Raw genomic sequence first — 21,448 nt, forward strand, 5'->3', positions numbered from 1 at the left:
AAAAGCTGTCTTGCACGCTCCCCAGAAACCCGTCTAAACAGTTTTTAATCAGACAATTATGAAAACACTATTCACATTACTGGCATCAGTTAGCTTCTTGATGCCCCCCTCCGCCATGTGCCAGGTCGCTCAGAATTTGCTGGTTTCCGCGGCCGAAGAAAAACCTGCCAAACCGTTAGCAGGCTATTTCTTCTCGCTCAAAGAAGTCCCGCTATCCCAGAAACACTACATTTTCCATGCAGATCCGCTTAAAAAGGCCATTCTGACGGACGGCGATAAGGACGTCGTCCTCAGCCATACCATGACCGTCAAAAGCGCGAGGGGGTTCGATATGTATTTTTCCTCAGGCCAATACAATGTGACGCTGGCCGTCAAGGACGCCAGGGAAGTCGATGGCGGCACGACCGAGTACAAGGGTACTTTGTTCGTCAAGCGGGGGTCGGAAAAGCACAAGTACACCGTGCATGGTTTTCAGAACCGATGAGGGCCTGTATCCAGAATGTTGAATAAATACCTCATTCAGTCGGGCCGGCGCAGTTCCACCCTGGCTCCCGCCGGCGCATTGAATGTGATAATTTGCTCATTCTCTTTCACTTTTCGCACACCTTTCGACATCGTTATCTTCCAATCAGGGGAAGGCTTTTTCACTGAAAACTCCCCTGCTTGTTCCGTCACAAGGCTCACCTCAACGACTTTTCCCGCTTCCCTTTTCGCACTCACCAGCACCGCGCCCTCCGCACGGAGATTGCTGAATGCGGCATCTTTCCAGTCCGCCGGCAGCGCGGGCATGACGTCGATCATGCCTGCATAACTTTGCAGCATCATTTCCTGCAAGCCGGCGGCGAATGCGAAGTTGCCTTCGAGGGTGAATGGGCGGTAGGTAAATTTGGAAAGACCGGATTTCGTCTGATCGCCATTCGCGTGGAAGCTGTTGGGCAGGCAAAATGCCTTCGCAAATGTCGCCAATGCATCCCTGGCACCAGCACCGTCTTTGGCACGCGCTTTCAGATTGGCGAGCCAGGAATAGGAATATCCGCACCACCAGTCGGGACCTACTTTATCCAGTAAAGCAATGGTGTTGGTGATGGTCTTTTGTGACTGCTCGCCGTCCTCCCATTTAATCAGCCCGAGCGGGTGAATGGCCATTGCATGCGAGAAATGCCGGTGCGATTCGTTGTAGGGCAAGGTCCGGGCGAACATCAGCTCGTTTTCTTCTGTCTGAGCAAAATCCGGGAATTCGCCGAGCAGTTTACGCCATTTTTCGGCCTGCGGCTTGTCGTCCAGCGCCTCCGCCAGCTCGATACCCGCTTTGAATGTAAACCGGATAATTGCCAGATCGTAGTTAGTCGTCTCGGGAAACCAGGCTTCCAGGCGGTTATCCCGGATTTCCGGGCTCGAACTGATCGGCAGATGCCGCTCGCCCTGCCCGTTTTTCACGGTAATATTTTCAAACAATGCACACGCCTGCCTGAACCACGGGTACGCACGGGCTTTCAGGAAGGCCTTGTCCATCCCGTACCGCCATTGCAGGTAATAATGGTGCGCCAGCCAGCCCGAAACCGTCGGAGAGAGCGAGTACTGAATCCAGCCACCCATTTCGGTACCATCGAGGGTAGTCACGCCGGGAACGGCGAGGCCGTCGGTGCCGAAGTATAGTTTGGTGTACCGGAGGTAGTTATCCTTGTTTTCGTCCAGGTGATCGAGGTAACCCAATGCTTCTTCCAAATGGTTGCCGCTGTATGCGGGCCAGTAGCTCAGCTGGGTGTTCAGGTCGTGGTGGTAATCGCCTTTCCACGGTGGAATGCGGCCGTTATCGGCTGTCCACACGGCCTGCAAAGAAATAGGCGGTGCACCGCGCCGGGCGGCCGAACCGAATTTGTATTGCTCGAGGTACCATTGTTTTTCAATGAGCGGATCAGGGACCGAAACGGACGACATGCTCCAAAACCGCTTCCACCAGGCCTGATGCGACGAGGCAGCGGCGACATAAGTCTGTTTCAATGCATTTCGGGCAAGTACATTGGCAACGGTGGCAGGCTTGGCCGCCGCTTTCGGGTAATGCGACGACACGCTCCACACGCCCTCCACGACCCCGTTTTGCAGCGGTTTCCAACGCACCGCTACTTCGTACGTAAAGCCTCCCCAGCCCTCCTGCCGATAGGTAATGCTGCCCGCGCCGGGCGTAATGGTGCCCTGCTTGTAGCCCAGGCGCGCCAGGTCGTCGCCTACCAGCGAGTTCACCGGCCCGCCTTCCTGTATGGCACCGCTATACCGCGGCGCCACGATGGTCGGCGACATTTCACTCCGCACATTTTCGAACCGGAACCAGCCCACCGGCTCGGTAGCATGCACGAATGTTTTCAGCACCGCGCCATTGTCCCATTCCACTTCGGCGGTGGCCGATGCGAGCATTACTTCGGCACGTTTTACCTTCCAGTCCGCCGGTAATGTAAATTCCAGTGCGCCGGCGGGGATTTTGGACGGCGCCGGCTCGCGGTCGTAAGGCGCATCGAAATACTGCTGAACCGGTTTGTAATCCTTTTTACGGACCTGCTCCTGCACCCATTTGTAACGGAATTCGTCCCGGTGCAGGCCGGCCATCGGGCGCATATCCCAGATATCGGCGCGGTCGAGCGAGAAGCGCAGCTTGCCTTCCCGTTCCCAGATCAGCGCACCGACGGTACCATTGCCGAGCGGAAGCGCCTCGTCCCAGACATTGGCCAGTTTCTCAAAATGAAGGTTATGCTTTGCCGCCGGTTGGGCGCGTGCCGCCGGGGTTACCAGCGGCCACACGCATACCAGCAGGATTTGAAAGAAAATACACCTTTTAATATCCCTCATTTTGTTTCAATGCTGTGTTAATATCGATTTCGCTCTGGGAGAACGGCCAAACGTAGAACTTATCGTCCCATTTCAGCCGTATGTTACTGTGTATCAGCTTGTCGTTGATATCCTTGCCAATGCGCCAGCGCATCACATCGAACAGCCGCAGGCCCTCGAATGCGAGCTCCCGCCTGCGCTCCTTACGTACGAGCACACGGGTGAGCGTGGTGAGGGCGGGCACGCCTGCGCGGGTGCGGATCGCGTTCACGTAGGAGAGCGCTTTCGCGTCGGAAGTGGTACCGCCCGCTTTCTCCATTTGCGCTTCTGCATTCATGAGGTAAATGTCGGCGAGGCGGAAAAGCACGATGTCGTGACCGGTAAGGATATCGCGCTCGCTCGGAATGAAGCGGCCCGGGTCCCAGATCGCCGCGAACTTGATGAGCCCGTAATTCGTGGCGGTAAACTCCGTCTGGAATTTAAAACCGTCCTCACGCTCGAAAGTGGTTTTGTTGGGTGCAAAATAATACCACTTTTTCAGGCGCAGGTCGCCGGTTTCGTACTCGTCGATCAAGTCCTTGGTCGGTGCGAGGCCTCCCCAGCGGAAGAATTCCACTTCCTGGCCGCCGTCGTTCGACTGGCGACCGTCGCGGGTTTCGATGTATTTAATCGAGAAAATATTTTCCGGGCACGCGGCCTGGCCTTTTCCTTTGATAAACGGCGATTCGAGATCGGCAGCGAGCGAGTATTTGTTCGAAGAAATAATGGAGGACGTCAGCGAAATCACCTCATCCCATTTACCCTGAAACAATGCAATGCGTGCCTGCAATGCCTGGACGCTGGTTTTCACCGCGTGTCCCGATTTGTAGGCGTCGTCCGGCAGGTTCGCCACCGCAAAAGCCAGGTCTTCTTCAATGAATTTGTAAACATCCTCCTTACTCGATTTGGCGATTTTCAACTCCTCGATATCGGCAGGCACCTCCCGGTAAACCACCACCCCTCCCCAACGCTGCACCAGCTCGAAATAGAACATCGCCCGCAGGAAACGCGCCTCGGCTTCGTAAGCTTTTGCAGCCGCGTCGGGTAATGCGACTTTGGTGAAATTTTTGAGAAAAATATTTACACCCGCAATGCCATTATAGCAAGATGTGTACAACGACCGGGGCGCACCCGAGTTGGCGGGATCGAGCGTACCCGACTGCATGAGGCGGATGTCGCCGTAATGCTGCGCCCAGCCGTTGTCGACAGCGGCGTCCCAATAGCTGCGGTGCCAGGTAACGTAAGTGCCTTTCAACCGGGCATAGCATCCAGCGAGGCCCATCTGCACATCGCCTTCCGACGTCCAGAACTGCTCCGCAGCTATTTCCTGCGGCGGGTTTTTATCCAGAAAATCACTATCGCAGCCCGGCAATGCAGCTACGAGCATGGCTGGCAAAAGAATACGGTTCAGAAAAGTTTTCATATGAAGTATATCTTTTAAATCATCTTTATACCAATCAGAATCTCAGGTTCAACCCCACGGAATACACTTTCAGCTGCGGGTATTGGGCGTGCCATCCGTCGCCCGCACGCTCGGGATCGAGGTCGGGATACTTGGTGAATGTGAGGATGTTATCACCGGTGAGGAATACTTTCAAATGGCTGATACCCACTTTTTTCGTAATCGAGGTCGGAATGGTGTAGCCGATCTGCAAGTTTTTCAGGCGCAGGTACGAGGCGTCTTTGAGGAAATAGGTCGAGTTCTGGGCCGTTCCGCCGGTCATCGGCGCGTATCCCCAGCCGTAAATGGCCGGTACTTCCGAGTCGGGGTTGGTTACGGGGTCGTAGGCGTCGAGGAATTTGGGATGTGGGGACGAACCTTGCGAGAATGGGTCTTCGCCGAAGAAATAGGTCCTAACCTTTTGCCCCTGCACACCCTGGAAGAACAGCGCCAGGTCGAAATTATTCCACCTTACATTACCTCCAAAAGAGTAAATAAAGCCCGGGTAAGCACCTTTCACGCGAATGCGGTCGTCGCCGTCGATCTTGCCGTCGTTGTTCTGATCTTTGAATTTAATATCCCCTAATTGCGGGTTACCGGGCGTTACCACGGCTTTCAGCTCTTCCTCGGATTTGAAGAGGCCGGTGTATTCGTACAGATAATAATCGCGGTAGGGCAATCCTTCCTGGATAATGCGGTCGCTGTAAGCCGGCGCGGGGAACTTCACCACCTTGTTACGGTTGATGGAAAGTTGCCCGTTCAGCCCATATTCCACGGAACCAAACTTGCCTTTGTGCCCGAGCTCGAATTCGATACCATAATTTCTGAGCGTGCCGTAGTTGATCACCGGGGCGGACATACCCGCGCTGGCCGGAATAATCGCACCAGCAAGAATACCCGTGGTCAGCTTGTTATACCAGTCGATGGTACCGTAAATGCGGTCACTTTTGAGGTTGAAATCCAGGCCAATGTCGGCGACGGTAGTCTTTTCCCATCTAAGCCCGCGATTTCGGAACGCCGTTTGCTGCACGCCCTGCATTAGCGCTTCATTGAATGCATAGGTTGTAGAAACATAGGTATCCTGCCAGGGATACTCGCCCAGATTGGTATTCCCGACTTTGTACTCGCTGATATTCGCATTCCCCAGCAACCCGTACGAGGCCCTGATTTTCAGGTTGTCGATCCAGTTTGCACCGTCGCGGACAAACGCTTCCTCGCTGATCCTCCACGCGGCCGAAGCGGACGGGAAGAAGCCCCAGCGGCTGTCCTTGTAAATGCGCGAAGTTCCGTCATACCTGAAATTGGCTTCCAGGAGGTATTTCGAGGCTAATGCATAGGTAGCGCGCCCGAAAATCGACTGAAACGCCCATTCGGTCAACCCGCCGGTGGTAGTCTGGTTCAGCGGCCCCATACCGTCGAGCTCGTACATGTTTTTGACAGGAAACACATTGCGGGTGCCACCGAGCCAGCGGTATTTCTGCTCTTCCTGGCTGTAACCTACCATGAATGAAATGTCCTGCCGCTCGGGATTCCAGTTCCAGTTCAGCGATGAATAGAAGGTATTCAGCAGTGTACGGAAATTGCCCTGGTTCACACCCAATGCCTCCGGCCCGAACGGCGTGCCTTTCTGGTACACATTGGCCCCTCCGGCAGTGTATTCGTTTTCGGGAAGATAATAGTACGCGTCGGCGCCGTAGTGGTAAATATTGCGGAACTGTTCGGCGAACCGGCTGGCGTATTTGGAACTCCATTTCAACCCCATTTTCTCGGTTTGGAGGAAATTCACATCGAGCCAGCCTTGTACGTTGGCCTGCCAGTCTTCATAGTCGCGGTAGGTTTCATTGGCGATCCAGAACGGGTTACGGTTGTTCTGCGTGCCGCCGACGCCGGTCGGAACGGCTTTATCGGTGTAGCGGCCGCTGCCGTCGGGCAGGTAGGGTTTCACCAGGGGCGACTGGGTCATGGTCATGAGCACGAAATTCTGGTTTTCATAGTAGGGTGAAACCGAATTGCCTTTCATGTAACTCACGTTGGTACCCACTGTAATGTACTTGTTGATGGTCGTGGACAAATTGGCCAACCCGTTGAAACGTTTGTACTTATGACCCATCAGCACACCTTTCTGATCGATGATACCGGCGGATATATTGTATTTGAAAGCATCCGAGCCCCCATTCACGCCCACATTGTGCTCCTGCATCGGCGCCGACTGCCATACGGCATCCGCCCAGTTGTAATCCGGGAACTGGTTCTTGTCGCGGTTCGGATTTTTGTATTTGTCGATCAGCGCCTGCGGAAAGGGCACCGCGCTTACGGCATTCCGCGCCACGGCCCGGTTGAAAAGCTCCATATACTGTCCCGAATTCCAGATTTGGTTGGGCACGCCCGTGGGCGACTGCGTGCGAAGCGACATATTGTAGGTCAATGCGGGCTTGCCCTTCTTGCCCTGCTTTGTAGTCACCAATATTACCCCATTCGCAGCCCTAGCACCATAAATCGATGCGGATGCAGCATCTTTCAGCACCGAAATGCTTTCAATATCCGACATCGGCAATACATCCAGCGATCCTACCACGCCGTCTACCAGCACCAGCGGGCTCGTGTTGGTCCCCCACGAACTCGCTCCGCGGAGTTGCAGCGAAACGCTCTCGCGCCCAGGCATACCCGTGCCCTGGCTGATGCGCAAGCCTGTGACCTGCCCCTGCAATGCGGCGAGGCTGTTGCTCACCTGGCGGCTCTGCATATTGTCTACATTCACCGTCGATACCGAGCCGGTGAGGTTCACCTTCTTCTGCGTTCCGTAGCCTACGACCACCACTTCTTCGAGCGCTTTCTCGTCCACTTTGAGGGAAACATCCAGCGCGGTACGGTCCGGCGCGACGACGATTTCCTGCGAAATATAGCCTACCGATGAGAAAACGACCGTTTGGGGACCGTCGGGTACGAGCAGGCTGTAACTGCCGTCGGCATTGGTGACGGCGCCGCGCTGGCTGCCTTTGATCACGATATTGACGCCCGGCAGGCCTTCCCCCTTGTCGGAAGATACTTTGCCTACCAGCGACCTGTCTTCCACGACCGTCGCGAATTTCTCCGCATTCGGCTCCACGGCAGGCTCTACGGCATTGATCGTTTCCGGCTGGTTCCGGAGCACAATGCGGTTGCTTACCTGTTTGTAACTGATCTTGTTGGGCAATAAAAGCTTGTCGAGCACGGCGGCAAGCGGTTCGTTCTGGGCATTCACACTCACCGTGAATTTCAACGGCAGCATGCGCGAGTTGTAAGAGAATTTGATCTCAGCTGTTTTTTCCAGCTGCTGCAAGGCGGTGCCCAGCGAGGTGCGGTTGAGGCTTAGGGTAACTCTTTTGTCCAGCAGGTTCTGACCGGCCAGCGGTGCGGCCATGGCCAGCTGGGCGGCGACAATCAAAAGGACGATTTGTTGTAACGACTTCATCAAGAGTTGACACAATAAGCGTTTGGCTGTCAAAGATTTCTTCATAGATTTGACGGTTTATTGTTTCGATTCGACAGAAAAATTGGGCAATAACACCCCACTCCCAGGGCGCAATGCAATCGGAGTTGTGGATTTCGGGAGCCGGCCTGCTGCAACCAGTCCGGCTCTTTTTTATGTACAGGTTAGTTAATGCATAGGCGGCTAGTTACATCCGGTTGATTCTACAATGACATGGTTCCCTTCCATGCGGAACTGCGTACCGGAGCTGATACTTTCGCAGACGATTTTCAGTTTCGACAAAAGCGGTTCATCGGACAGCGACGTAGAAAGATAGCAGTCGCGCAGGGCGTCGTGCGGGTATTCGATCGTGACGCCATAGGCATTTTCCAGGGTCGAGAAAATCGTCCCGACCGGTGCATCGGAGAAGTCAAAATTCAGGTACTCGATCGCCCTTTTAGGAATATCCTTGTTCTCAGGCTTTTCGAAAAGGCTGCGGGATTTTACATAACTGACTGATTGATTCGGCAATAACACCACATTCTCGGCTGCATCCTTCGCCTGGATCTGCCGTACATGCACCTCCCCCGTTTTTACAAAAACCTCCACTTCGGGCTGGTCGTCCGCGGCTTTGATGCGGAAGCTCGTGCCCACCACTTCCGTCACAATGTCGTTGGTGTAGACCAAAAATGGCCGTTTGCGGTTTTTACTTACCTCAAAAAACGCCTCTCCGGACAGATGTACCTCCCGCCTTTCCGCTTCAAACTTCACGGGATAGCTCAGCTTGCCGTTGGGTTGGAGGATAATGGTGCTGCCATCTTCGAGGTTGACCAGCCGGGCCACTTTGGAATCATTGAAAACCTCGATATCGCGGCCCGCAGGCAATGCGGGTTTTTGCATGGCTACTTCTGTTTGCCCGAAATGCTGGCGTGAAAGGTACCATCCCAGCCCCATCGCAAATACCAGCACCGCCGCGGCCACGCGCCACCAGGTCGTGAGCGATCGGATCGCGGTTGGGCGATCTCGGTCCGACCGACCGCCGCCCGGCGGAACGCGACGCTCCTGCTCGTGGATGCGCCACCAGGTTTCTTCGAGAGCCTGTTCGGTTTCGCCGGTCGTGGCGCGGGCCGCATCGTCGCCGATCGCCAGGATCAGGTAACGGGCTTCCTGTACCAGCCGCTGTTTATCGGCATTTGCTTCGAGCCATTGTACCCATTCGGCATTATCACGGCCAGTGATAACCCATTCGCGGAACAATGCATCGTCGCAGAATTGCGTGACGGTCGTATAGCTTTCTCGCTGCATGAAGTATCGGTTTTTCAGGCAGGAGAGGACAGTACCGCCGGGCGATACTCACTATTTTGTAATTTTTTTGATAAAATTTTTAAAAATACACACAGAGCAGCAACGCAAAGGTGTGCAGCTCCCCTACCCACACCTCCCGGATGTGCTTGATGCCACGGTGAAGCAGGTTGGAAGCCGATTGCGGGTTGATCTGCATCAGGCGGGCTATCTCTTCGATGTCGAGCTGCTGATGGTAGCGGTGATACAGCGCCTCGCGCTGGCGGGCTGGGAGCTGGTTGAGGTGGGTATTGAGCTGATGTACCTGCCGGCGCGTCTCCTCGTCGGAGATCATCGCATCGAGCGGGGTAAACTGGAAGGAAAATTCCCCTTCACCGATGTCCCGTGAATGCCTGAAAATCCGGTCGCGTTCGAGCCGGCGCGCGATACGCCTCCGTACACCAGCGAGCAGGTACGCCCGCACGGAATCGGGTACGGTGAGGTTTCGGCGATAGAGCCAAATTTCCATAAAGGTTTCCTGCACACAATCTCCCGCCAGGCCGTGGTGGTCGGTCAGCGACTTGCCGTAGCCTAGCAGGGCGGGATAATATTTCCGGAAAAGCGCGGTGAAGGCGGCCTGGTCATCGTCTTTGATCAAGCACCAAAGTTGTGAATCCGGAAGCGTAGCGTCTGACATTTACCTGGCCGTGGGTTTGGACAATAAGAGAATATTTGTGCATTTTACTCATTTTGCGAGGAATTCAAAAATAGCTTCCAATTTTCTTGCGTGGAGCAATTTTGCTATTTTCATATAACTTTCGGGCACAAATATCCTTCCCTTGTCCGATAACCCTCCGCTCAGTTTTCGCTGGCGCGCCGGTGCAGATCTGCAACGAGTTTCGACGATCGGTAACCAAAATCAGCCCCGAAGCTGTTGATAACCAGGCCTTGCAAATCGTGCTGCGACGATGAGATTGCGAACACAATGCTTTCGTCGGCCGGGTCGGTCATCCCTTCGAACCGGTGTATTTCGTCGATCACAAATTCCTCCGGCGACAGTTCCAGCGAACGCTGCTTGCAGTAGAGGCATTCCTTTTCGTCTTCAATCAGGAAATCGTGGGTATATCCTCTTTTTTGCAGATCATTTACAGCTTCACTCAGTGTATCGTAACGGTATTCTTCCGGGTTTTCCATTGGATTTAAAAGATTAGGGCTTGATAAAATTGCAGTCCAAATTCACTTGATCGTTCAAGTTACTGCACGATTTCCGCACCCCATAGAAATCCGAGCACTTTTTTGACATCCGCAAGCGGGAGTTGCCGGCACCAGGTTTCAATGGCGGTACCGTAGGTTGCCTCTTCGCCCAATGCATTCAGGAGCGGCGGGATTTCGATATGATTGATATAAACCATAGGCCGCGACAGGTTCGGGTGTACCAGCGCACGCCGGATTTCGACGCGGTCGCCCGTGACGGCAAACTCGGAACTGAATGCCAGCTCGGCCGACAAGCGGACGGGTTTGTCCCAGAGGAACCGGATGAGCGGATCGATGGGAATGGCGGCGGGTTCCTTTGCCTGGTGGGTTGGGGATTCGCGGGTTAGCCGTTGTTTAATTTGTTCAGTGAATGCATTGATAACCGGTAATGCATCTGCGTGGAAGCTTCTTCGTTTTTCCCAAAAAGGGAAATTCGCACTAGCCTTCCCCGACTGCGCGTAATATTCAGAAGTCCAGCGTTGGTGGCTGGTTACCGCTTCGGCCAGTTTGTTTTCGTAGAATGCCTTTGCCACGGCCTCGTCGCCGTCGATCAGCATGGTATGCACGGCAATGGCCGTTTGCAGCGAAAACCGCATGGCCACTTCCACGCCGGTGGAGGATAATGGATCGAGCGTAAATGCCGCTTCGCCGATTTTGATGAAGTACTGCTCCCACGGCTGCGTATGCACGTAGGCGTTCACGAGGCAGGTTTGTATTTCAAAATGCAAACTATCCATAGCTGCGAAGTGGAATAGCCTGGATTTGGAAACCATTTGCTGCATTACCTGCGCCGGGCTTTGTCCTTTGAGCGATTCCGGATCGGTGAAAGCCATGATCCGGTATTCGTTACCGGGCACCGGTGCGCCCCATATCCAGCCTTCGTCCACTGTTTCGATACGGGCGGCATCCGGTCGGAACGTCCGTGGCGTCGCATTCGCGGGAACATGCGTCCACAACGCGACGGACGCGGGCGCGAGCTGCATGCACCCGCGGGTGTGTGCGCCCTTACGCCCACGGGCGTCCAGCACAATGCGGCTGGTAATGTGAAAATCACCAGCCGCCGATTGTATTTTCAATTCACACTGGTCATTTTGAAAGGAAGTTGCAACCATTTTAGCCGGCTGGAATACATGCAGCCCCTTACTGACAGCGAATGCCAGCATTTGCGCATCCAGGTGTGCCCTGTCGACCATCAAGCCCGCGCCCCGTTGCCCGGCTTCGAGCAAGGTAGGTTCTCCCCCGTCCCAGGCAATGGCGGCAGGCAGGTTGTGGAGATACCCGGGATCGTCCAGCAGGTAACCCGCACCGATATACGCGAAAATCGGCCGCACGCCCGGCGAAAGCGATTCACCGATCTGCGGGCGGGGAAATGCCTCCTGCTCGATCAGCGCCACCGAATGCCCCATTTCCAGCAAACGGATAGCAGCCGTGAGCCCCGCCGGTCCGGCACCGATGATTACAATTTCAAAATACTGAACCATAGGCTATTACATATTCCATCCGGGTTTGAGGCGGGAAAGCCTTTCGTGCGCCTGTATCGTATAATGCAGCCACGAACGGATGTAATCGCAGGCTGTGCGGCCCTTGGCAATTACCTCGTGGTGGCAGCCGCCTCCGCAGAGGTACCGCGCCCAGCATTGCGTGCACGGGCTTTGGCTGCTCACATGACGCGAGGATAGCCAGCCATTTTGCAACGCGGGGTCGATACCGGTAGTCAGGTTGCCCATTTTACCTTCCTCCTCATTCACGAACCGGTGACAGGCAAAGAGCTCCTCGTCCGCCGAAACGCCCATGTAGCCTGCTCCCGCACCGCAGGGATACGGGCGGTGCGTGCCTTTCGAAATTTCTTTCAATGCATTCACCATATTCAAAAACGGGTAACGTCTGCCTGCCAGGACATTTTTTTCGAAGTTCAGCCCGCAGGCGATCATGTTTTCGAGCAGTACGGCGAGTTCCTCCTGCCCCATTTCATCCCGGCCGTTCATCGACCGCAGCAACGGCGAAAAACCGACGCTGTGGAAGCCCATCCGGATGAATTCATCGAGCATTACAGGTAAATCAAGGTTACGCGGCGTGACGGTAACACGGGCGGAAACCTGCATTTTACCCTGCATGGTCAGCAGCGGGCCGAGGTTTTTCAGGATCAGATCAAAACTTCCTTTGCCGCCTTTCATAGGCCTAAGCGCGTCGTGGCTTTGGCCGAGGCCGTCTAAGCTCACGGTTACTGCAAAGCCGTATTCCTCAAAAAACCGGGCATCGGCTTCGGTAACCATCGTGCCGTTGGTGGTGATCGAAAAGCCGACGCTAATGTTCTTTTCCTTCGCTTTGGCGACGGCATACGCGGTGGCTTCGGTCAAAGCTTTCCGGTTTGCGAGCGGCTCCCCGCCCAGGAATGTGAGCTGCACTTTTTCGCCTTCCGGGCATTGTTCCATCAGCATATCAATGGCGCGAAGGGCCGTGTCGAGCGACATGCTCTTCGCCTTCCCGCCAAAACTGCCCTGATCGGCATAACAATACGTGCAGCCCATGTTGCATTTCTGGGCAATGGCCAGCGAAAGTGCGTACAGCCGGGGGCTTTCCAGCGGCGTGTTATCGACATATTCGGGCGCGGAAAGGCCACATCTGACCAATAGATCCTGTAATTCCGCTTCATCGCCCGCGTCCAGTGCGCGCGCGATCCTTTGCTCTACGTCACCTGCCACGGCGTACAGCCTGCTGCCGTTCGGGATGAAAAGCTGCGTTTGCCTGCCGCCTTTGATCAGGTGTGCCAATGGCGATCTTGGCCGGGACTGTGTGGCAATCGTCCCGGCCAGTCTTGAAACCGCCACAGCCGGTTCCATGTCAGCTGTTAAGTGCATCTTTTCCTTCCACGATAAAGTTGAGCTCTCCCTGCCAGTTGAGGAACAGGTCGTCGTACGAAAGCAATCGGGTATTCACGCGGTCGTCGGGAATGTATTTGCCGGTGCGCTTTTTGGCCATCCAGCTGTCGCCGGTACTGAGCCCTTTTTCGTCGGGCACTACATTCACGTAATCGGGGCGGCTGGCTGCCCAGTAGTAGCAGGCGCATTCGCGGTAATCGTTCTGCCACGGTGCACAAAGCCCTTGCGTGAGTTCGCCGGGCCGGATAATCTGCTCGGAAAGCGTGGCGCTGTCGCCGTCGAAAACGTGGTTGACGGTAAGCATTACCTTGATGTATCTGGCGGGATCTTCGAGTTTGTCCAGATCCACGACCACTTCATGCGTGCTGGTTTCGGCTGTAAAATAGCAGGCCACCTGCTGTCCCTGTTTTTGCAGCACATTCACCATCGAATTGGACCATTCCATAAACGACACGCCGTTGGGATTGGCTTCCGTGCGGAGCGGCACGCTGTCGCCGTCGGGGAACACGGGTCCCGAGGTGGCCACCATTGTGGGCTTGCCGTCGATCGCCACGAGGCGGTGGTGTATCAAATGCTGGTTGGCATCGTCGGCGTCGATCACGTAGTTGTTGTTCTCGATGAGTACAATGCCCTGGAATGCCCTGCGCCACAGGTTCCGGAAGTCGAATTCGAGGCCCGGGAAGCAGTTGGAGATTGCGGTGCGGGGCAACACGCTCATGGGGTTCCCTTTCCCCCGGTAATGCAGCTGCGCGGTGCGGTTCGACGGCACCAGCGGATCATCGCCGGAAACCGCCTCCCCGCCGGGCATGAGCGACCGGGCCGCAGCTTTGATCACCATATTGATCTGCCGGCGGGTAAATGTGAGCGACCGGCCGTCCGCGCCACGCATCAACGCGGGCATTTTGCGGAGTGCCTTGGCCGAAAGGTCGCCGATTTCCTCCGGTTTGCGTAGCAAATCTTCGAACCAGGGCGAAGCACCGGTGCTCAGACCTGCAAAAACGCGCTCGTGCAGTACCTGCAACGCCATATTATCGACCAGAGACGTCGCCATGATCGGTTCGTAGAGGCGTCCGAAGTCGTTGGTATTTTGCCTAACCATCGTACTGGCGACATTCAGCTTGCCTTCGTAGGCATTGCCGTTCATGATGGCGGTATTCATCAGCCGGATCGTTTCGAATGCGCGGCGGATAATGTCCTCGGCTTCGTCGATGGTAACCTCGGCGTCGACTTCGATGCCTTCCAGAATCTGTTCCAGCTCGTCGGACACCACGCGGATGGGCAATGTGTCGGGTGCATACGCGGGCGGACCTGCGCTGATGTGCGCGTTCGCGGAGAGCGGCTTGCCGTCGGCCCCACCGAGCCTCACCGTCACGAAACCATCGCATTCGTCATCGAGATAGCCCCAGCTGATCTGATTGCCGTCGGCATCGGAATAGCCCGCAAATATCTGCGCCGGGTTGGTATACAGTGGATTAGGCGTACTGGTTTCGGAATAGCCGTGCCATTTCCCTTTTTTAACATCATACAAAATAGGGTCCTCGCGCCGCCCGGCAAATACGGGGTCGATCTGCTCCTTTCCATTGTTGAACCGCGTCAGGCTCGACCCGTAAACCTTGCCGGCGGCAGGGGTAAACCGGAAACGGATTTCGGGAAAATCAGGCGTTGGCTTGATAAACTGTACGAATCCGAGCGGCAGCGTTTTGCCGTCGATAAAATTATTGCATTCGCCCAGCAGCGGTTTCAGTTCGTGGGAACGGATGTCGTTGATCGTGGCGTACATCTTGTCGTTCTCGTCATTGGTCCGCCGGAATATTTTGATATTACCCACCTGCACATCCCAGCTAAGGTCGTCGAGCTGATGCCCTGCCTTTTGCAGCAAATCGACCGTGAGCGGCACCAGTTTGCCCGGTTCCTCGTCGGTAATGGCGAACACTTCCAGGAATGGCGCCACGGGATGCGCTTTCCCGGTTTTATCGTCGAGGTTTTCGGCGTCTTTGAACGCTACCGTTTTGGGTTTGTAAGCGGTTATCTCCCCTGTCGAGGGGTGTACATTAAAGCTTTTTTCCGGCACGATTTTGCGGAAATCCAGGGGTTTGTCTTTGGATAATTCCAGGTCGTAAGCGGCCATCGGCTTGTCCGATTCGCCCAGACGTCCGATCGCAATGGGGGGTAGTATTCTTAATGCTAGAATTTTCATATCCGGCAATGGTTTTTGGCTTTGATGGGTTGAAAAACTCAGGCGAGCTCGGCCTGCATAAGTTGGGCAATCGCTTCCAGCAGCTTGCGGTCGATCTCCTGCAACGCATTCAGGTACTGGCTGTGCTGCGTTTTCAATGCTTTCAGGCTTTCGATGAGCTGAGCCGACGCATCGAGCAGGTCGCGGTGGAGGCGCCAGCGGTTATGCTCCCCGAAAGGCAGATCGATGCTGTACGGCGAGGTGAACGGCGGGCCGGCCATGAGCTTGCTTTTCTTCGCGATCGGCGTTTGCACGAGAATGGTCGCCAGGCTCCGGAGATTGTACATTTCTCCGAATGTAGAGTTGATAATCAGCCCACGCGGCGTAAACGAGCCGACATTGTTATTGCCATTATCCAACAAAAAACTGTGGTTGAGGAAGTTGAGCAATAAGCGATAGCGAATATCGAAGAGATTGGCCCACAAAATAGCTTCCTCGCTGGTGATAACATTCTGCTCCATTTCGTCCGCAGGCTCGTTCGAAGCCGTGCCCGCGTCGTCGGGCTGGCCTGTGTACGGGTTGGTAGCTACGTTATAAGCCGGGTCGAAATCGCCGCCTGTTTCTTCGAGAATGGCTTTAAAATCATTGTAAATGAACAGGAAACGCTCGAAATGCGAGGGAGTCTCGGAATCTGTTTCGTCGCCCTCGCCCTGCTCGGCGATTTGTTCGAGTGCATTATAGGCATCGTCGCGCGAGAGCAGCGGTGCTACGAGCACATCGGGGCTTTTCGTGAAGCGGCTGTCCTTCGCGCTACCCCTGTCGCCGCCGGTATAGCCGCGTCCCCATTCGTCGAATTTGGCCTGGTAGGGATAGGTGCCGGGCTGAAATGCGTCGTCAGAGATCACATCCGGGTCCTGGATCAGTTGGAGCAACACCTTGAAAAGCGCGCCCACCGTATGCGGGTCCGAAGCCTGCGCATGCACTGTTTTATTGATTTCTTCCGCAATCGGGTCGCCGCTCACAAGCCATTCCGCTGGCGCTTCGGCATATACGTATTTGGCGAGCGAACGCAGCGTAAACTTTTCCAATGTGAATGGGAACGGATAGAACGGCACATCCCACGGGTAGCTTTCACGGCCGAAGTTCAGCGGCGCGCCAATGATTTTCAACACGTTCTGAACCGAAATAAAGTGCCCCATTTCCTCCTTGGCGATCCCGAGGATGATGTTTTTCCAGTTATGCACCCGCTCGCGGTACTTTTCGTGGATCTGCGGCCCGCCGATGCTGTACGCCGAATAGAGGTATTGCAGCATCAGCCCGTGTTCGATCTCGGCGTCGACGTGCAGCAACATGGTGATGTAATCTTTTCCGGTAAATTGTTTGGGCACTACGAAGGGCATTTCCTCAGGCTCCCCGGCCGCCAGCGCTTCGGCCGACTCGGCAGTGACCCCGCCGTCGAGCGCCGCTACTTCCGCCAGGCCTTTTGCGCGCAGTTCTCTGGGTTTCTGATTCGCCCGGGCCCATTCCAGAACCGGATCGATGAAAGATTTCCTTAATTGTTTTTCGTCCATGGTGATAGTTTTTGTGAAACAGGTAGGCAATACATTTCCAAACCAATGCAAATGCATCGGCCGGTTGAAAAGCAATACGATCAGGAATTTAGTGGGGCACCAAAGAAAACTACTTCGAAGTAATTCTATACAAGAAAAGCAAATAGTATCGTAACCTACCCGTTACGAGCTGTTATTTTTTGAAGAAAGTAAATCAATTGCATTCGCGTTGCAGGCGGCAACTTTTAAACGGTAGTATATTCAATTTTCGGCGGCCGGCCGCTGATCCAGTTCACATTGGGCAAATCAAATACCAACGTGACGGTGGTACCATTACTTCCGTCGATCTGAAGCGTGCCGCTCACCTCGGTCGCGAGCCCGTGCATGAGGCTCATACCGAGCGATTGCACCTGGCTGGCGTCGAAATCGGGCGGAAGGCCAATGCCGTTGTCTTTGATCATGAGCATTACCTGCTTCCCTACCCTGTATTTGAAGGTTACATCGATTTTGCCGTTCCGGCTATCGGGAAAAGCATATTTGATACAATTGGTAATGGCTTCGTTGAGCAGCAAACCCATCGGTATCGCATGCGAAACATCGAGGCAGATCTCGTCTACGTCCGTCACAAAAGCGATGTGGTGCATCGACCCGAAACTGTCGCGCAGATACATGACCAATTCTTTAATGTACACCTGCATATTGACGGTCGTCACATTTTCAGTCAGATACAGTTTCTGGTGAATTAATGACATGGCTTCAATGCGGTGTTTGCTATCCATTACCGCATCGAATTCGCCATTATTAAGATAGGAAGCCTGCGAGTCGATCAGGCTGACGATCATTTGGAGGTTGTTTTTCACCCGGTGGTGCACTTCGCGTATCAGCCATTCTTTTTCTTTTACCAGTTGTTCCAGGTAAGAATTCTTTTGCGCAATGCTATGGCTGTATTTCTTGACGATTTTCCACCTGCTGAAAAGTGAAAATAATAACAGGAACGAAATCAGGAACGCGACGATCGTCACATTGCGCGTGGTATTGCTTCTGTTCAGCAACTCTCCCTGGGTTGCAATGTCCTTTTCAAGCAGCTTGATATTCTCTGATTTCAGCTTTATTTCCGCATCTTTCTTTTCAAGATCGTACCTCGCCGCGAGTACTTTCAATTCATCTTTTGATCTTAGCAAATTCAAAGAATCGCTGTAAGCTTTATAACTGAGGTGATTGAGAAATGCATTTTTGAATTTTCCGGAAACAGAGTCGGTGCGGTAGCTTACATAGTAATAGTTCTTTAATATCGAGAGATCCGAAGTTTTGTCTTTTAATGCGGTGTATTTGTCGAGATAACCCTGAGCCATTTTAGCATTTCCCACGAGCAGGTAATATTCCACGGCATCGCGGTAGAGGTTTGCGTTAAAGGTTATGTTTCCTTCCGGCTCGTAGGCGAGACATTTATTTAAATAGTAATAAGCTTTGGGCGCATTGCGGGACTTTAAAAAGAATACCCGCAAATCTTCCTCGATTTCTTTTTTTACAAACAAAGTCATACTCCCTGAATGCTTTTGCAGTAATTTTTCCAAATAGGATATCTGGGCATTCATTTTGCCGCCCATTTTAATACTGGTATCGATGATATTTCCCAGGATTTCCACGGTGCCATCGTCCCACTGGTTTTTAATGGCGTACGACAATCCTTTTTGCAGAAATTCCAATGCGGTTTCAAATCGTTCCAGGCGGGCGTAGGTAACACCTAGCCGGTTATACGTCGTAGCTGCAACGAGGGAAGTATCATGCCGCTCTTCCAAAACTTTCACGGCCAGGTGCCCATACGTAAGCCCGTTGTTCAAATCGCCCGACACGGTGTAAATGTGCCCGATCAGGTTGTACACCGATTGCAATGCCTCGTATTTCGATGCTCGGTACAGCGTAATCGCTTTCCTGAGGCTGGAAATGGCTTCGGCCGGCTTGCCTTTCAACTGGTAAAGGTCTCCGAGTTCGAGGTGCGCATTGGCTTCGTGGATCTTGTCGCCCGCCGCCGCAAAACGGTTTACGGCAAGCTTTACGATATCGATCCGCTGGTCCATTCCGGGACCGTCCCAATGGTAATAATGGCGCAGTTCCATCAGCGCAGCGCCTTCGCGATCAGGGCTTTTCGCCTTTCTGAATTGCCTGATCGCGGCATTTACTTTCTGAATGGCCACGGCTTTATTGCCCGATTCTTTTTCAATATGGGAGTCTAAAAGGAAAATGTCGCCGCTTACCAGATCCGAATGCAATTTGTAATTCAACTTGGCAACCGAATGACAATAGTAGCGCGCCAAAAGCAAATCTTCCTTCGTTTCGCCAGGCTTCAATAAATAGAAGTAACCTAATTCAATCAGCCATTTGGCCTCTTCAACCTGCGTTTTCGCCTCAGCCAGATTCGTTTTCAGCTCCCGCAAGCGCGCAACCTGATCGTATCCCTCGGCGCGTGCGCTTTGAGACACAATAACCAACGCTATTGCAAGAGCGTATATATATTTCATCAATACTTCAATTTATTCGTAATCAACTTACGAAACCCCGATTTCCCTTTTAATCCCCAATTTCTTCATCTTCGAACCTAATGTGGTGGCAGGAATCGCCAGCACTTTTGCGGCACCGTTTTCCCCGCTGATTCTTCCCTCGCATGCTTTCAATACGGCAATAATATGGTCCCGCTCATTTTCGAAAATGTTTTTAAATGTAGTGTCAGAGGTATTGGGTTCGTCCCGGGGCGTGTTGTTGGTCGGGAGGGATACCTGGTCGATCGTGTTGCCCCTGGCCAGCAGAACGCTCCTTTCGATCACATTTTCCAGCTCGCGGATATTGCCGGGCCAATCGTACTCCATTAGGGCTTTCAATACTTTTTCGGTTACCCCTGTGATAGCCTTGCCGATCTTACGGCTGAAATAGCCGATGAAGTGATTCACCAGCAGCGGGATATCGTCCCGTCGTTCGCGCAGCGATGGCATCAGGATCGGAAAAACATTGAGGCGGTAGTAGAGGTCGAGCCGGAACTTGCCTTCCGCAATGGCCCGTTCGAGGTCGCGGTTGGTGGCGGCGATCACCCGGATGTCGATCCGGATCGTTTCCGTCCCGCCCAGCCTTTCGATTTCGCGCTGTTGCAGCACGCGCAGTAGTTTCATTTGTATCTCGACCGGCATATCGCCGATCTCGTCAAGAAATATGGTGCCGCCGTTCGCTTGTTCAAACCGGCCGATCCGCCTCGTAGTAGCGCCGGTAAATGCCCCTTTTTCGTGACCAAACAGTTCAGATTCGATGAGGCTGATCGGCAATGCGGCGCAATTCACCTTTACAAACGGCTTGGTCCTGCGTGAAGAAAGCGAGTGCACGTTATCGGCCACACGTTCCTTGCCCGTTCCGCTTTCGCCGGTGATCAGCACGGAGGTGTCGGTAGCCGCCACCTGGTTGATCAGGTTGAACACATTCAATAGCAAATGGCTCTGGCCTATCATGCCTTTGAATGTATTTTCTGCGTCGCGGTTACCCGCCACGATCCCGACCGATTGTCCGAGCCGTACCTGCGGAAAGGGTGCGGGCGTTTCGGAGGTCATTTCTTTTACGAGGCGTTCGAGCGGCACCTGGATACGGTCGCACAGTTCGAGGTCGTTCTCGCTGAATGCGTCGGGACGCCTGCTGTATAGTGAAATGAAGAAAAATTTATTGTCTATGGTAATACCCGGATATGGCATGACCAGGTTCGACCGCATTCCGAATTTCGTCGCGATCATTTTCCGTATCGAATTGGCGGCCGCTATTTCCCGGAACCGCTCTCCGTTATAGAATTGCGTTCGAGGATCAATGGGCGTCGCTTTCATCAATGCATCGAACTCCCCTTTTGTGATATTCCAGACCGTCCGCAGCCCTTCCGAATCCATTACCTGGTAATCGTCGAAGCCGGTACGCAAAAAATGCAGGGCATTGAACGGCAAAAAATGCTCCCCGATACACCCTACCGCGGCATAGTCGAAGGAAATCAGTTTTTGTAATGCTTTCACTATCCCCAGTACCCGCCCCGACCATTCATGCTCGTTTTTCATGAGCTGCTTCACCTCCACCTGAAAATCAACCTCTCGTTTCAGCTGGGATTCACTGCTGTTTTCATGCAGGTATTCGGCTATTTCGAGGGAAACCAGCAGGTCCTTTTCGCGGAATGGCTTCACGATAAAACCGCTCGGCCGGGTCGCTTTGGCTTCTTTGAGCACTTCCTCGTTGGAATTTGCGGAAAGATAGAGAAACGGTATGTGCTGCTGGTTCAGAACGCTCGCAAGATCGATCCCGGTCTTTTTCCCGGCCAGGAAGATATCGAGCAGCACGATTCCGGGCCGGTCCTGCTGAATCAGGCTCACGGCTTCCTCATACGTCCTGGCAATGCCGGTTACCTCGTACCCGGCACGTTTCAGCATGATCCTAAGGTGGTTTGCCTCAACGAACAAGTCTTCGACGATCAGTATCTTTCGTTTCATGATGGGGTTATAAGGAAGAGAATCCGGGCTTTTGAAGAAAACAACCATGCAAAACCGT

At 53.8% G+C, this 21,448-nt stretch carries 13 protein-coding genes; 1 reads left to right on the forward strand and 12 read right to left on the reverse strand.

All coding sequences use genetic code 11. The features are described 5' to 3' along the window. Positions 1 to 58: 58 nt before the first annotated feature. The gene (locus BLQ88_RS13040; protein ID WP_090150299.1) at positions 59 to 484 is read left to right on the forward strand and encodes a hypothetical protein; all 426 of its coding nucleotides are present in this window, start codon (positions 59 to 61) and stop codon (positions 482 to 484) included. 35 nt (positions 485 to 519) lie between these two features. On the opposite strand, the gene BLQ88_RS13045 is transcribed toward BLQ88_RS13040, so the two are convergent. From BLQ88_RS13045 to BLQ88_RS13100, 12 genes are all read right to left on the reverse strand, one after another. Further along, positions 520 to 2,841, reverse strand: coding sequence for a glycosyl hydrolase family 95 catalytic domain-containing protein (locus tag BLQ88_RS13045; RefSeq protein WP_090150302.1), 2,322 nt, complete (start codon positions 2,839 to 2,841; stop codon positions 520 to 522). Beyond that, on the reverse strand, positions 2,828 to 4,282 hold the full coding sequence (locus BLQ88_RS13050; protein ID WP_090150304.1) for a RagB/SusD family nutrient uptake outer membrane protein: 1,455 nt from the start codon (positions 4,280 to 4,282) through the stop codon (positions 2,828 to 2,830). Before BLQ88_RS13050 ends, BLQ88_RS13045 begins: the two co-directional genes overlap by 14 nt. A gap of 34 nt (positions 4,283 to 4,316) precedes the next feature. Then, a complete protein-coding gene (locus BLQ88_RS13055) occupies positions 4,317 to 7,796 on the reverse strand; it encodes a TonB-dependent receptor (RefSeq protein ID WP_090150306.1) in 3,480 nt (1,159 codons plus the stop codon). A 156-nt stretch (positions 7,797 to 7,952) separates the two neighbouring features. Beyond that, positions 7,953 to 9,053 carry a FecR family protein gene (locus BLQ88_RS13060; RefSeq protein ID WP_090150308.1) on the reverse strand — a complete coding sequence of 367 codons (1,101 nt, stop codon included), beginning with the start codon at positions 9,051 to 9,053 and terminating at the stop codon, positions 7,953 to 7,955. A 79-nt stretch (positions 9,054 to 9,132) separates the two neighbouring features. Then, positions 9,133 to 9,726 (reverse strand): RNA polymerase sigma factor, encoded by a 594-nt coding sequence (locus tag BLQ88_RS13065; RefSeq protein WP_090150311.1) that lies wholly within the window; start codon positions 9,724 to 9,726, stop codon positions 9,133 to 9,135. A gap of 161 nt (positions 9,727 to 9,887) precedes the next feature. Further along, positions 9,888 to 10,223 carry a phosphoribosylpyrophosphate synthetase gene (locus tag BLQ88_RS13070; protein WP_090150314.1) on the reverse strand — a complete coding sequence of 112 codons (336 nt, stop codon included), beginning with the start codon at positions 10,221 to 10,223 and terminating at the stop codon, positions 9,888 to 9,890. Between the two features lie 59 nt (positions 10,224 to 10,282). Beyond that, positions 10,283 to 11,764, reverse strand: a complete 1,482-nt coding sequence (gene qhpG / locus BLQ88_RS13075) for a flavin-dependent monooxygenase QhpG (protein ID WP_090150317.1) — start codon at positions 11,762 to 11,764, stop codon at positions 10,283 to 10,285. A 6-nt stretch (positions 11,765 to 11,770) separates the two neighbouring features. Beyond that, positions 11,771 to 13,141, reverse strand: coding sequence for a radical SAM/SPASM domain-containing protein (locus tag BLQ88_RS13080; protein ID WP_090150320.1), 1,371 nt, complete (start codon positions 13,139 to 13,141; stop codon positions 11,771 to 11,773). Beyond that, positions 13,125 to 15,359 carry a hypothetical protein gene (locus tag BLQ88_RS13085; protein WP_090150323.1) on the reverse strand — a complete coding sequence of 745 codons (2,235 nt, stop codon included), beginning with the start codon at positions 15,357 to 15,359 and terminating at the stop codon, positions 13,125 to 13,127. Before BLQ88_RS13085 ends, BLQ88_RS13080 begins: the two co-directional genes overlap by 17 nt. A 38-nt stretch (positions 15,360 to 15,397) precedes the next feature. Next, positions 15,398 to 16,909 carry a ferritin-like domain-containing protein gene (locus BLQ88_RS13090; RefSeq protein WP_090150691.1) on the reverse strand — a complete coding sequence of 504 codons (1,512 nt, stop codon included), beginning with the start codon at positions 16,907 to 16,909 and terminating at the stop codon, positions 15,398 to 15,400. Between the two features lie 224 nt (positions 16,910 to 17,133). After that, positions 17,134 to 19,407 (reverse strand): tetratricopeptide repeat-containing sensor histidine kinase, encoded by a 2,274-nt coding sequence (locus tag BLQ88_RS13095; protein WP_090150327.1) that lies wholly within the window; start codon positions 19,405 to 19,407, stop codon positions 17,134 to 17,136. Positions 19,408 to 19,434: 27 nt separating this feature from the next. Beyond that, positions 19,435 to 21,390: a sigma 54-interacting transcriptional regulator gene (locus tag BLQ88_RS13100; protein WP_090150694.1), complete on the reverse strand. Its 1,956-nt coding sequence runs from the start codon at positions 21,388 to 21,390 to the stop codon at positions 19,435 to 19,437. Between the last annotated feature and the right edge of the window lie 58 nt (positions 21,391 to 21,448).

Source organism: Dyadobacter soli, assembly GCF_900101885.1.
GTDB classification, from domain to species: domain Bacteria; phylum Bacteroidota; class Bacteroidia; order Cytophagales; family Spirosomataceae; genus Dyadobacter; species Dyadobacter soli.